The following is a 12,777-nucleotide window of genomic DNA, read 5'->3' as shown; positions in this document are numbered from 1 at the left end:
ATCATTTCACTCACGCTTTTAGTGTAATCTCTTTTCGCATTTTGCTATTCTTGTAAATAAATCAACAAAAAAGGGTTGAGTGTTGAAAGGGATCCTAACGTTTCTTATCATTTTGGTGCTACTCGCTATCGCGTTTGTTATTGGCTCACAAAATGAAGCGCAAGTAACCGTTAATTATTTAATTGCTCAGGTGAATCTTCGCTTATCGACATTAATAGCAATAACACTTTCAATAGGCGTTGGTATCGGTATTTTGGTAATGCTAGTAAGCTGGCTAAAATTACGCGTTCAACTTATGTCTGCGCAGTCTAAAATACAGAGTCTGGAACAAGAACACTAATGCTCGAACTGCTGTTTCTCCTTTTGCCTGTTGCGGCAGGTTACGGCTGGATAATGGGCCGAAATAGTGTCCGCCAAGCGCAGCGAAAACAGTCTAGTATTCTGTCTAAGCATTATTACAAGGGTCTTAACTTCCTTCTTTCAGACCAGCCTGATAAAGCGGTCGATACGCTAATCAAAATGATTAATGTAAATAGCGACACAGTGGAAACGCACATCGCGATGGGGAGCTTTTTCCGTCACCGAGGCGAAATAGACCGCGCCATTAAGGTTCATCAAAATTTAGTCAGCCGTGATGAACTCCAGCCGGCCCAACGGGAAAACGCACTAAGAGAACTTGGTCACGACTACACACAAGCAGGCTTTCTAGAGCGTGCTGAAAATGCCTTTCTTCAACTGCTTAACAGCGATAAACACTACCTTGTTGCCCAACAGCAACTTTTTAGTATTTACCAGACCACGAAAGAGTGGCAAAGAGCCATAGAATTGGCCGAGCGTATGGTGCAGTGTCATGGCGACAATGATGATTTGTGCGAACGTCTAGCCCACTTTTATTGCGAGCAAGCATCGGTTGAGTTGAAAAACGACAGTCAGGGGGCAGCATTAACCTTATTGCAAAAAGCGGTAAACGCCGACGAACACGCGGTTAGGCCGTGGCTTATGCTAGGTGATATAGCACTTAATCAAAAACGCTTTACCGATGCTAATGCGTATTTTACGCAAGTGGCCGAGCGTGATATTAATTGGTTTAGCGAAGCCGTACCACGTCTTGAAACAATTGCTGAAGAAACTAATGACTGGGAAAGCTTTCAGAAGAACTTAGAAGCACATTGGCAAGAGTGTGCCACATCCTATTTAGCCATGGTCGATGTGCTAATGAAGCGCGGCGAAACGGCACGGGCAGCAGAGTACTTACTTGAGCAGCTTCGCAAACGCCCGACTATGCGCGGTTTTAAAACCCTAATGGGGCTTTATATTGACCAGCTTTCAGATAAAACCACGGCCGATAGCTTACGTTTACTTAAAGAATTGGTAGAGAAGCAAATGTTGCAGCGCCCTAAATATCGCTGTGGCAGCTGTGGTTTTTCCGGTCGAAAATTATATTGGTTATGCCCCAGTTGTAAGAAGTGGGGTGTAGTAAAACCTATCAAAGGGCTAGACGGAGAATAAAAGAACATGCATGACCCACGCGTGATTGTTGCATTAGACTATGACAATAAAAACACTGCATTGGCGTTTGTTGATAAATTAGATTCAAGCTTATGCAAGCTAAAAGTGGGCAAGGAGATGTTCACCTTATTTGGGCCAGAGTTCGTAAAAGCGCTAATTGTTAAAGGCTTTGATGTTTTTCTTGACCTCAAATTCCACGATATCCCAAATACGGTAGCCAAAGCGTGTAAAGCGGCGGCAGAGCTGGGCGTATGGATGGTAAACGTACACGCCTCAGGCGGCTTACCTATGATGCAAGCGGCGAAAGAAGCGATCGCAACGAGCAGTAACCCTCAGACCAAGCTAATTGCGGTTACCGTTTTAACCAGTATGGACGAATCTCAGTTAGCAGATGTAGTTAGCGGAGTGACACCTGAGCAACAAGTGCTGCGCTTGGCGGCACTGACGGAGAAAGCAGGGCTAGACGGTATTGTGTGTTCGGCGCAGGAAGCCAGTGCGTTACGTGGAAAACATAGCGAGAAATTTCTGCTAGTTACACCAGGAATTCGCCCAGTGGGAGCGGACGCTGGCGACCAAAAACGTGTCATGACGCCACCAGACGCCATGAAAGCTGGTGTGAGCTATTTAGTTATGGGGCGACCTATTACTCAAGCAGAAGATCCAATTGCTGTATTGAAGGCCGTAAATGCATCGATAAACGGTTAGGCTTATTAGCATACGTTTTTTATGCGCTTTTACACCCTTTCGTGTAGCAGAGGCAGTATAAAAGCACTTCATTGTGCAAATAAAAAAAGCTCGGATATGATTTCGTATACCGAGCTTTTTTCTTATTCAGCTTTTTATTCAACAGAACGGCGTACCGCCCGCAAGTAGCACCAAAAAATTATTCGCTTTTTAGCGCTACTTCAGCTGGTGTATAGGTTAGACCTAATTCTTCACCTAGTGCGTCAACTACAGCTTTGTAGGTTACTTTACCTTCGTGAACATTTAGGCCGTTAAGCAAGTGCCTGTCTTCTAGCAGTGCTTTAGCTGGGCCTTTGTTTGCCAAAGCTAAGCCGAACGGCAATGTAGCATTGTTAAGTGCCATCGTAGAAGTACGCGCAACGCCACCTGGCATGTTTGCAACACAGTAGTGGACCACATCGTCAATAACATATACTGGGTCTTGGTGTGTGGTCGCTTTTGATGTTTCAAAACAGCCACCTTGGTCGATAGCAACGTCAACAAGCACTGAACCAGGCTTCATTGCCTTAATTTGTTCGCGAGTGAGAAGCTTTGGTGCAGCAGCACCAGGAATAAGTACAGCGCCAACAACAAGATCAGCTTTTGAAGAGTAGTGCTCAATCGCATCTACAGTTGAGTAAACCGTTTTCACCTGGCCGTTAAAGATATCATCTAACTGGCGAAGACGCGGAAGCGAGCGATCAAGAATAGTAACATCAGCACCTAGGCCCAGTGCCATCTTAGCAGCGTTAGTTCCAACCACACCACCACCGATAATTAATACTTTACCTGGCGCTACGCCTGGTACGCCGCCCAGCAGAGTACCGCTTCCACCGTGTGCTTTTTCAAGGTAGTGCGCGCCAGCTTGAACAGACATACGGCCAGCTACTTCACTCATAGGTGCTAGTAGTGGAAGACCACCGCGGTCGTCAGTCACTGTTTCATACGCGATACAAGTAGCTCCTGACTCAACAAGCAGCTTTGTTTGTGTTGGATCGGGGGCTAAATGAAGGTAGGTGTACAGCGTCTGACCCTTACGGAGCATTTTACACTCGTTAGGCTGAGGCTCTTTTACTTTTACGATCATTTCTGCTTCAGCAAACACCTGTTCAGCCGTTGACGCAATGGTTGCGCCTGCTTCAACATACATGTGGTCAGTAAAACCAATCGCATCACCGGCGTTAGTTTCAACCAGCACACTGTGACCGTGACTAACAAACTCTTTTACTGCTGCTGGCGTTAAGCCAACACGATATTCATGGTTTTTAATTTCTTTTGGTACACCAACTAACATGTATAGTCCTCAATTTTACAGTGAGCTTCTAAGTGGCTCTGGTTGAACTTTTGATTGAAAGTGTTCGGCCATAAAGCCAGTGAACATAGTTGCGGAGTATACGTGATAAAAAAACGAACTATCTGCTGAAGAAAAGATATTTGTGGCATATAATTCTCCTAAAAATGACTTTTAAGATATTTTATATGCTGGTAAAGACGCCAAAACACCTAGACCGAATAGACAGGAATATCCTGATACAGTTACAGAAAAACGGGCGTATATCTAACGTCGAACTCGCTAAAGAAGTGGGGTTAAGCCCCAGTCCTTGTCTTGAAAGAGTGAAGAGACTGGAGGCGCAAGGCTATATTAAAGGGTACCACGCGGTTGTTGATCCAGAGAAACTTGGCGCCGCTATGCTTGTTTTCGTAGAGATTACATTGACGAAAACGTCGGTAGACATCTTTGCAGAATTTTCTGCTGCCGTAAAATTGCATGACGATATTCAAGAATGCCACTTAGTGTCGGGTGATTTCGACTTTCTTCTTAAAGCACGAGTCGCAGACATGGGAAGTTATAGGAAATTGCTTGGAGACACCTTATTGCGCCTACCTGGCGTAAGCGAATCTCGAACTTATGTTGTAATGGAAGAAGTAAAAAGTACATCGTCGCTGCGTATTAATTTGAAGTAATGAAAGCGTGGCTCAATAGTGTGGTTTTGTGGTAGGCTGTGCAAAAATACAGTGTTTGTGTTTAACCAAAGGAATAGCGGTACACTCAAACATGGGGTAGGGGATGGGTGTATTAATTCAGGCGTACACTCAGCAACTTACCAAAAAAAGTAAATCAATCATAAATATGTAGGAATAGCAAAGAGTTCGCTAAGCTCTTTGTTGCGGTTAGTACTGCGGTTACCGCATAGCGTAAAAAGCTATCTGCGGTAATACATGCGATGGAAATTGAAGGTTTTTTAGGGTTATGGCGCGATTAACAGGGGTTCAGCGAGTGTGGGAAGCAGGCATGATTATCGCCTGTGTTTTCGCCTTCTTCTTATTGCTGGCACTAGCATCTTTTCATCCAGGAGACCCAGGTTGGAGTCAAGCTGGATTACAACTGGACGTTCACAACTGGGTTGGAGCAACGGGAGCGTGGGTCGCTGACCTGCTGCTTTTTACTTTTGGGTTTTTAGCGTATTTATTGCCTTTCGGTTCCGCCTTTCTAGGGTGGTTTCTATTCCAGCACATCAAAGAGCTAGATGAGTTCGATTACCTTACTATTGGATTGAGAATCATCGGTGGGCTGTTAATGGCCCTTGGCGCAACGGGCATAGCCAGCATTAATTTCGATGACATTTATAACTTTTCAGCCGGCGGTTTTATTGGCGACGTGATTAGTTCAGCGCTAGTACCTTACTTTAATACAGCTGGCACTATATTACTGTTACTTTGCTTTTTCTGTACGGGATTTACCTTACTAACAGGAATTAGCTGGCTCACTATTATCGACAGATTAGGGGAAGGTACGCTGTGGTTGGGGCGTAAAACCCTTTCAGCACCTCAGACTTTGTTAGCGTTTGAAATGCCGCGACTAGCTTTGGACAACAAATCGTCAGAACAAGAAAGTAGTGAAACTGCTGAACTAGACATTACGAGTATGCGCGCCGAGCCATTGGCCTCAACAGAGCAACAGAAGCAACCACAAGTACGAAATTATGATTCAACGCGCAGCGAGCCCACATTTGGAATTGGCAATTTAGACGATGAACCGCCGTTTTATACCTACGATGGTGGTGAATCTGTTCAAAGTAACGCTAGTGATAGCGCCAGAAACGAGGAAGTAGAATCCACTTCAAGTGCAGATGAAAATGCAACTGAAAGTAAAAAGTCGGGGTTCTCATTGTCGGGCATGCGTAACGCGGTTACTGGTAGCTTTAAAGATAAAGTGGGATTGGGTAAATCGAGCCAAGATGATTCTGTTCAGTCAGAAGGTGCAAGCAATCAAAGTGAGCATAAACAAGAAACTCAGCAAAGTCCGCACATTAATTTTGACGACTTAGAAGAGTTTGACGAAGACTTGCCCTACGAAACAGGAAGTAAGCCAGCATCTTCTACAAGCCATGACACGCTATCTACCGAAGGTACTGGTTCAAGTACAGTAGCGCCACCGTCACAAACTGTTCGAACTCAGGGGCCGAATCAAGGTGCCAACCCGACATTTACGCCAGCTGCATTAGGCGCTAAACCAGTGAAGGCTAGAGGTGGTGAAATAGATCCTGACCTGCCACCTATGCCATCGTTCGATTTACTTGAACGTGCCGATAAACACGAAAATCCACTTACGCCTGAAGAGATTGAGGGTATTTCTCGTTTGGTAGAGGAAAAACTGGCCGACTTCAACATTGAGGCGACCGTCGTAGGTGTATTCCCCGGACCTGTTATTACTCGGTTTGAGCTTGATTTAGCACCTGGGGTGAAAGTGAGTAAGATTTCAGGGCTGTCGAAGGACTTAGCCCGCGCTATGTCAGCTATTTCGGTTCGTGTAGTGGAAGTTATTCCAGGTAAGTCGGTAATTGGCTTAGAGCTTCCCAATAAAAAACGTGAAATGGTGCGTTTGAGCGAAGTGATTAGCTGCGATACTTTCCAGTCGAATAAATCGCCATTAACCATGGTATTGGGTGCTGACATCTCAGGCCAGCCAGTTGTGGTCGATTTAGCCAAGATGCCTCACCTTTTGGTTGCAGGTACTACAGGTTCAGGTAAATCTGTGGGTGTGAACGTAATGATCCTAAGTTTGCTCTATAAGAGCACACCAGAAGACGTTCGTATGATCATGATTGACCCTAAAATGCTTGAGCTTTCCGTTTATGAAGGTATACCTCACTTGCTTGCTGAAGTGGTGACCGACATGAAAGAAGCCGCCAATGCACTCCGTTGGTGTGTAGGTGAAATGGAACGCCGTTATCGCTTAATGAGCGCGCTTGGCGTGCGTAACCTAAAAGGCTACAACGCCAAAGTCGAAGAAGCTATTGCTCATGGTACGCCAATTAAAGATCCGCTTTGGAAGAATGAAGAGAGTATGGACGCAGAGGCGCCAGACTTAGCTAAGCTTCCCGCTATCGTGGTGGTGGTCGATGAATTTGCCGACATGATGATGATAGTGGGCAAAAAAGTAGAAGAGCTTATTGCACGTATCGCACAGAAGGCCCGTGCTGCTGGTATACATCTTATTCTTGCCACACAGCGCCCATCGGTGGATGTTATCACTGGTTTGATTAAAGCAAACATTCCAACCCGCTGTGCATTCCAAGTTTCCAGCAAAATAGACTCAAGAACCATTCTCGACCAACAAGGTGCTGAAACGTTGCTAGGTATGGGGGATATGCTTTATTTGCCTCCTGGAAGCCCTGTGCCAACCCGTGTGCACGGTGCATTTGTAGATGATCACGAAGTGCACGCTGTAGTGGCAGACTGGCAAAAGCGTGGCGAGCCGGAATACATTGACGAAATCCTTAATGGCGAAGCGACGGCTGAAGTTTTACTGCCAGGTGAACAGCCTGAAGGTGAGGATCAAGAATTCGATGCCTTCTACGATGAAGCCGTGGCGTTTGTTACTGAAACACGACGGGCTAGCGTTTCAAGTGTGCAGCGCAAGTTTAGAATTGGTTACAACCGGGCTGCGCGCTTGGTTGAACAAATGGAAATGAGTGGTGTCGTAAGTGCACAGGGGCATAACGGGAACCGTGAGGTTCTTGCACCGCCGCCCCACAAAGAATAACGAATGGATTGAATAAATGAATAAAGCAGTTTCGGTTTATTTTGTGAGTGCATTGGCAACGGCAGGTACAGCAATGACTGCTGCTAACGCTGCGGTAGAATTAGATACAACAGGATCAACTACTGGCAAGAACAATGCTCACGAGGCTGTCAGTGCTCACGACGCTGCGCAGGTTAATGCAACAGCAAACACCAGCCAGCTTAAAGCTTCATCGCTTATCAATGATTCTGCGAGTACGTCGCTGCAGGCGTTGTTAAGCGAGATGAAGCAGTTTCGTGCAAGTTTTGCGCAAACAGTAGTAGATGCACAGCAAAATGTCGTTCACGAAGCCCAAGGCACGCTTACTATGACCCGCCCCAATAAGTTGCGCTGGGAAACGACGTTTCCAGATGACACCCTTTTGGTTGCCGATGGCGAAGCAGTGTGGAACGTGGATACCTTTGTAGAGCAGGTGACGGTACTATCTCAAGACAATGCGATTAAGGATAACCCTATCGTTTTGCTCACATCGACAGATGAAGCGACGTGGTCAAAGTTCTCTATTAGCCAAATGAGCACTGGGATATCCGCTGATAATTCGGCGAGCAACGCCAAAAACGATACTGCATTGCAAAGTTATCAAATCACGCCAAAAGAAGAAGGTGGTCAAATCGCCACGCTTACTTTAACGTTTAATCAAGATAATGAATTGGCTTCGCTTAATATGCTCGATGCGCAACAGCAAGTCAGCACGTTAGTGTTCAGAAATATTGAAACCCGCTTTCCCGTGCCAGCCGATACGTTTTCAGTTGATATTCCAGATAGCTTCATAATTGATGACCAGCGTTAATCAAGAGTTTGCTCCGCTAGCGGCGCGCATGCGCCCAGTGAGCATAGAGGAGTATAGTGGCCAGGAACATTTACTTGGTGAGGGCAAACCGCTTCGTAAGATGCTAGAGGCAGGCCACTGCCATTCTATGATCTTGTGGGGGCCGCCGGGCACAGGTAAAACCACCCTTGCTGAGCTTATCGCGCAATACACGAACGCGTCAGTCTTGCGTATCTCAGCCGTTACCTCTGGTGTAAAAGACATCAGAGCTGCCATGGATACCGCTGAAGAAAACGCGCGTTACAATCAACGAACGCTGCTGTTCGTTGATGAAGTACACCGTTTCAACAAAAGTCAGCAGGACGCGTTTCTTCCATTTGTTGAGTCGGGCGTTGTCACGTTTATCGGCGCAACGACTGAAAATCCCTCGTTTGAATTAAATAAAGCTTTGTTATCTCGGGTCCGTGTATACGTGCTTAAAACACTCGAACAACACGCGTTATCTGAATTAGTCGATAGAGCGCTAAGTGATTCTGAAAAAGGTCTTGGCGACAGAGCTTTAGGTATTGAAGAAACAGCCAGAAATGCGCTTATCGATTTAAGTGGCGGCGACGCGCGTCGTCTTCTCACTTATTTAGAGCTTGCTGCCGACTTTACGAGCGCTAATGATATCACCGTTAATGATGTTGAGCATGCAGTAGGCGAGAAAGTGGCCAGTTACGACAATAAAGGCGATACCTTTTATGATCTTATTTCTGCGTTTCACAAATCTGTAAGAGGCTCAGATCCAGACGCAGCCCTATACTGGTACGCAAGAATTCTAGATGGCGGGGGCGACGCACTATATGTAGGAAGACGGCTACTCGCTATCGCTTCAGAGGATATTGGTAATGCCGACCCAAGAGCGATGCAGCTTTGTATCAATGCCTGGGACACATTTCATCGTGTAGGCCCAGCAGAGGGCGAGCGCGCTATTGCACAAGCTGCGGTATATTGCGCCTTGGCAGCAAAAAGTAATGCGGTGTACATGGCATTTTACGAAGCAAAAGCACTGGCGCGAAAAACTTCAGATGCGCCAGTTCCTATGCATTTGCGCAATGCGCCCACCTCGCTTATGAAAGAACTTGGTCATGGCGACGGCTACCGTTATGCGCACAACGAACCTAATGCATTTGCAGCTGGAGAGTCTTACCTTCCAGAAATCCTGACCGGAACTCGCTTGTACAATCCCAATGAGCGTGGTTTAGAAAAAGCATTAAAAGCCAAGCGCGAATTTCTCGATTCACTTAATGCGAGAAGCAACAATAAGAGGTAAAGTTGAAAACGTGCACCTCATCTAAATTGAGGAACATGAAACAGTTTATAAAAAGAACGCGTTAGGGAGTGTTTTGTGCCTCAAGGGTTAGCTTTGTATTGTTTTATTGCCGCTGGCGGGGCGACCGGCGCCTGTTTACGCTATTTTGTTACCACAAGTGTTGATTCCTTATTTGGAAAACACATGCCGTTTGGTACACTAACGGTGAATGTGGTCGGGTCGTTTGCACTCGTATTACTGTACGGCATTATCGAACGTCACGATTTAAGCGACTCTCCATACCGGGCGCTTATCGGTGTAGGGCTTTTAGGCGCCTTTACTACATTCTCAACATTTTCTGTTGAAACCTTAACTTTATTAGAAAACGGGTTGTGGCTTAAAGCCGCGGCGAATGTATTTCTTAACGTTGGCGCTTGCCTGATAGCAGGTTGGCTAGCCATTCAATTAATGAAAGGATAATTAGAAACACATGTTAGATCCAAAGTGTTTGCGAAGCGATATAGAACAAACAGCTAAGCGATTAGCTGCCCGTGGTTTTAACCTCGATGTAGCAGCTTTCAGTTCGCTTGAAGAAAAAAGAAAAACACTTCAGTCCAGAACACAGGATCTGCAAAACGAGCGTAACGTACGAAGTAAATCCATTGGTAAAGCGAAAGCGCAGGGTGAAGATATTGCACCGCTTTTGGCTGAAGTGGGGAAGCTTGGCGACGAGCTTGACGCTGCTAAAGCAGAGCTAAACGAACTGTTAGACGAAATTAACACCCTTACGCAAGGCATCCCTAATCTGCCGCATGAGTCGGTTCCTGAAGGGAAAGACGAAGACGACAACGTTGAAATTTCCCGTTGGGGCGAGCCTCGCACGTTTGATTTTGAAGTAAAAGATCACGTAGATGTTGCTGAAGGTTTAAACAACGGCTTAGATTTCGCGACCGCAAGCAAGCTTACAGGAAGCCGCTTTGTAGTGATGCGCGGCGATATTGCTCGCTTAAATCGTGCAATTGCTCAGTTCATGCTTGATACGCATACACAAGAACACGGCTACCAAGAGATGTATGTACCTTATTTGGTCAATGCCGACAGCTTATACGGTACAGGTCAATTGCCTAAATTTGGTGAAGATCTTTTCCACACTAAGCCAGCAACCGAAGAAGGACAGGGGCTTAGCCTTATTCCAACGGCAGAAGTGCCACTGACAAATATCGCCCGCGATGAAATCTTAGATGCTAAGACGTTGCCTGTGAAAATGACGGCACACACACCGTGCTTCCGCTCAGAAGCTGGTTCGTACGGTCGTGATACGCGTGGTCTAATTCGTCAGCATCAGTTCGACAAAGTAGAACTTGTACAACTAGTAAAACCGGAAGAAAGCTTTGATGCGCTAGAAGCGCTAACAGGTCATGCGGAAGTTATTCTGCAAAAGCTAGAATTACCCTACCGCAAAGTGTTGCTTTGTACTGGTGATATGGGCTTTGGCGCATGCAAAACCTACGATCTTGAAGTATGGCTACCTGCGCAAAATACCTATCGTGAAATTTCTTCATGTTCAAACATGTTGGACTTCCAAGCGCGACGTATGCAAGCACGATTCCGTAACCCTGAAACGAACAAACCTGAACTGTTACATACACTGAATGGCTCTGGTTTGGCCGTAGGGCGGACGCTTGTAGCTATTCTAGAGAATAATCAGCAGGCAGACGGAAGCGTTACTATTCCAAAAGCGCTGGTGCCATATATGGCGGGTCAAGAAGTGATCAAGGCAAGCAAGTAACTCACTTATTCGTTGTGGAATATGCTAGCCTGCAATGATATTAAATCCGATATTTCTTAATATCGGATTTTTTTTAAGAGATGTATGACGCTTACGAAGGTGTTTTATGTGCGGATTTATACAACGTATTACAGACTCACCTGACGTTATTGCGCTACTTGAAGAAGTCGGGCTTACACGTACCATTCCGCTTTTTGCCAACGAATCTTCCTCCAGCAATGTCATTAATTTTTATCCAGCATTTGGAAAAACGCCTGAAAGACAAATTACTAATTTAATCGTCTCGGGCGATAGCACAATTGATGCTACGTGGTGGTTTGACGCCAAGCCTGTCGGCGACTCATTAATGATTGGCGACAGAACAACGTTCAATGCCCGCAATTTAGATAGTCCGTATTGGGGCAAGTTCATCCGAGAGCGGCGAGCAGTGGTTGTAGCAACGGCGGTAGGGGAGTCGAACCCGGTTGGAAAAGGAAAAGCACATTATTTAATGAAGCCCACAAGCGGCGCCTTACTTATTGGCGCAGTATACCGGCGTTTTAGCAATGGGCTATTTTCCTGTGCGGTAGTAACGCGCCCGCCCGTAGAGGGATTTAGCCAGTATCATGAAAAATCCATCCCTTGCTTTCTTCCCCACAACAGTCATGCTATCAATTCATGGCTTGCGGCTGATTTACAGGGCGCACTTAATGCTGAGGTAGAATATATTCTAAATAATCCGCGCATTTATAGCGACATTGAAGTTACGCGAGTAAATACGTTCAAAGGTGCTGAGGTTATTGGTGAAGTTAATGTATTAAAGGCTGAATAAAACCTCTGGCTTAAACCCAAATGCTTATAAAACAAAGGCGGTGTTAACGACAGCCGCCTGTGTTTTTTCACCGTTTGATTAGGGCGCTATTTGAGGTAGGAAAGCAAGGTTTCTTCATCCGCACCTAAAACGTTTTTCTTTACTTCTTTATCTATAACATCTGAACATTGAGATGACATTCCGTTTCTTAGTTTTCCAAGAAACCCTGGCCCGCTAATAATATCTATAGAGCCTAATGCACCGCGTTTACGCTCGCTATCCAGCCATTGCGCAATGTCGCTGGCAAAACGTTCATCTTCCAACTCCGCTGCATCTTTTCGATTCATACTGTCTACCCCTGGAACCTGTGAAGCGGGAGCCGATTGCCTGCCGGGTTTATCTGTATAAATGTCTTGGTCACTCGCGCCACTAAACTCATTGTGCCATTTCTTTACTTCAACAAGCGCACTTCCGTGGTTGGTATAGGTGTAAGCTGTGGCGTTGTCGTGGTTGGCCACAATTACGTAGTGTTTCTGAACTGTCATACAGCCTCCTATGTCCATTTATGTAAAACATTCACGTTTATGGTGTTCGGTGAAAGACAAGTATGAAAAATGTGCCTAAAACCCCAGTTAAAACGCTAATGTAAAAGAGGTGTTGCAATATCAACACCAAAGCCAAGAAAGATAACAATAGGGTGGCGCTTCTTATAGCTACCTCGAATTAAGCTTCAACCCGAGCAGCAACTTAACGAGAGCTTTTAGTAGAAGGCTAGTAGGTGGGGTTAAGCGTTGTCGATACACAACAATCGATACTG

Annotated in this window: 12 protein-coding genes; 10 read left to right on the top strand and 2 right to left on the bottom strand. The window is 45.7% G+C overall.

The window, feature by feature from the left end; all coding sequences use genetic code 11:
- The first annotated feature begins 82 nt into the window (after positions 1-82).
- Genes V7R42_RS13380 through pyrF form a run of 3 tightly spaced genes read left to right on the top strand, consistent with a single transcriptional unit; the run spans position 83 to position 2,214 of the window.
- Complete coding sequence (locus V7R42_RS13380; RefSeq protein ID WP_334020821.1) at positions 83-340, top strand: LapA family protein; 258 nt, start codon at positions 83-85, stop codon at positions 338-340.
- The gene (gene lapB, locus V7R42_RS13375) at positions 340-1,509 is read left to right on the top strand and encodes a lipopolysaccharide assembly protein LapB (RefSeq protein ID WP_334020768.1); all 1,170 of its coding nucleotides are present in this window, start codon (positions 340-342) and stop codon (positions 1,507-1,509) included. Before V7R42_RS13380 ends, lapB begins: the two co-directional genes overlap by 1 nt.
- Positions 1,510-1,515: 6 nt before the next feature.
- Entirely contained in the window at positions 1,516-2,214 is a 699-nt protein-coding gene (pyrF, locus tag V7R42_RS13370; RefSeq protein WP_334020767.1) for an orotidine-5'-phosphate decarboxylase, read from the top strand.
- A gap of 178 nt (positions 2,215-2,392) precedes the next feature.
- Here pyrF and ald read toward each other — a convergent pair whose 3' ends face one another.
- Positions 2,393-3,526, bottom strand: coding sequence for an alanine dehydrogenase (ald, locus tag V7R42_RS13365; protein WP_334020766.1), 1,134 nt, complete (start codon positions 3,524-3,526; stop codon positions 2,393-2,395).
- Between the two features lie 185 nt (positions 3,527-3,711).
- On the opposite strand from ald, the gene lrp reads away from it, so the two are divergent.
- From lrp to V7R42_RS13330, 7 genes are all read left to right on the top strand, one after another.
- On the top strand, positions 3,712-4,197 hold the full coding sequence (gene lrp / locus V7R42_RS13360) for a leucine-responsive transcriptional regulator Lrp (RefSeq protein ID WP_334020765.1): 486 nt from the start codon (positions 3,712-3,714) through the stop codon (positions 4,195-4,197).
- A gap of 286 nt (positions 4,198-4,483) precedes the next feature.
- On the top strand, positions 4,484-7,279 hold the full coding sequence (locus V7R42_RS13355) for a DNA translocase FtsK (protein WP_334020764.1): 2,796 nt from the start codon (positions 4,484-4,486) through the stop codon (positions 7,277-7,279).
- A gap of 16 nt (positions 7,280-7,295) precedes the next feature.
- Positions 7,296-8,108: an outer membrane lipoprotein chaperone LolA gene (gene lolA / locus V7R42_RS13350; protein WP_334020763.1), complete on the top strand. Its 813-nt coding sequence runs from the start codon at positions 7,296-7,298 to the stop codon at positions 8,106-8,108.
- A complete protein-coding gene (locus tag V7R42_RS13345; RefSeq protein ID WP_334020762.1) occupies positions 8,095-9,402 on the top strand; it encodes a replication-associated recombination protein A in 1,308 nt (435 codons plus the stop codon). The genes lolA and V7R42_RS13345 overlap by 14 nt, the downstream gene beginning before the upstream one ends.
- A gap of 75 nt (positions 9,403-9,477) precedes the next feature.
- Complete coding sequence (gene crcB, locus V7R42_RS13340) at positions 9,478-9,861, top strand: fluoride efflux transporter CrcB (protein WP_334020761.1); 384 nt, start codon at positions 9,478-9,480, stop codon at positions 9,859-9,861.
- A 10-nt stretch (positions 9,862-9,871) separates the two neighbouring features.
- A complete protein-coding gene (gene serS / locus V7R42_RS13335; protein WP_334020760.1) occupies positions 9,872-11,170 on the top strand; it encodes a serine--tRNA ligase in 1,299 nt (432 codons plus the stop codon).
- A 106-nt stretch (positions 11,171-11,276) separates the two neighbouring features.
- Positions 11,277-11,981 (top strand): SOS response-associated peptidase family protein, encoded by a 705-nt coding sequence (locus V7R42_RS13330; RefSeq protein ID WP_334020759.1) that lies wholly within the window; start codon positions 11,277-11,279, stop codon positions 11,979-11,981.
- An 86-nt stretch (positions 11,982-12,067) separates the two neighbouring features.
- Here V7R42_RS13330 and V7R42_RS13325 read toward each other — a convergent pair whose 3' ends face one another.
- The gene (locus tag V7R42_RS13325) at positions 12,068-12,505 is read right to left on the bottom strand and encodes a host attachment protein (RefSeq protein ID WP_334020758.1); all 438 of its coding nucleotides are present in this window, start codon (positions 12,503-12,505) and stop codon (positions 12,068-12,070) included.
- Between the last annotated feature and the right edge of the window lie 272 nt (positions 12,506-12,777).

The sequence above is a fragment of the Alteromonas sp. S015 genome (assembly GCF_036864485.1).
Lineage (GTDB): Bacteria > Pseudomonadota > Gammaproteobacteria > Enterobacterales > Alteromonadaceae > Alteromonas.
Note: the sequence above shows the minus strand (reverse complement) of the source record. Positions and strands in the feature narration are given on the sequence as shown.

Bases quoted from the DNA above. Each gene is read 5' to 3' on its own strand.
- pyrF (WP_334020767.1), top strand. From the start codon at position 1,516: ATGCATGACCCACGCGTGATTGTTGCATTAGACTATGACAATAAAAAC.
- lapB (WP_334020768.1), top strand. From the start codon at position 340: ATGCTCGAACTGCTGTTTCTCCTTTTGCCTGTTGCGGCAGGTTACGGC.
- serS (WP_334020760.1), top strand. From the start codon at position 9,872: ATGTTAGATCCAAAGTGTTTGCGAAGCGATATAGAACAAACAGCTAAG.
- V7R42_RS13355 (WP_334020764.1), top strand. From the start codon at position 4,484: ATGGCGCGATTAACAGGGGTTCAGCGAGTGTGGGAAGCAGGCATGATT.
- V7R42_RS13345 (WP_334020762.1), top strand. From the start codon at position 8,095: ATGACCAGCGTTAATCAAGAGTTTGCTCCGCTAGCGGCGCGCATGCGC.
- V7R42_RS13325 (WP_334020758.1), bottom strand. From the start codon at position 12,505: ATGACAGTTCAGAAACACTACGTAATTGTGGCCAACCACGACAACGCC.
- lolA (WP_334020763.1), top strand. From the start codon at position 7,296: ATGAATAAAGCAGTTTCGGTTTATTTTGTGAGTGCATTGGCAACGGCA.
- lrp (WP_334020765.1), top strand. From the start codon at position 3,712: ATGCTGGTAAAGACGCCAAAACACCTAGACCGAATAGACAGGAATATC.
- V7R42_RS13330 (WP_334020759.1), top strand. From the start codon at position 11,277: ATGTGCGGATTTATACAACGTATTACAGACTCACCTGACGTTATTGCG.
- ald (WP_334020766.1), bottom strand. From the start codon at position 3,526: ATGTTAGTTGGTGTACCAAAAGAAATTAAAAACCATGAATATCGTGTT.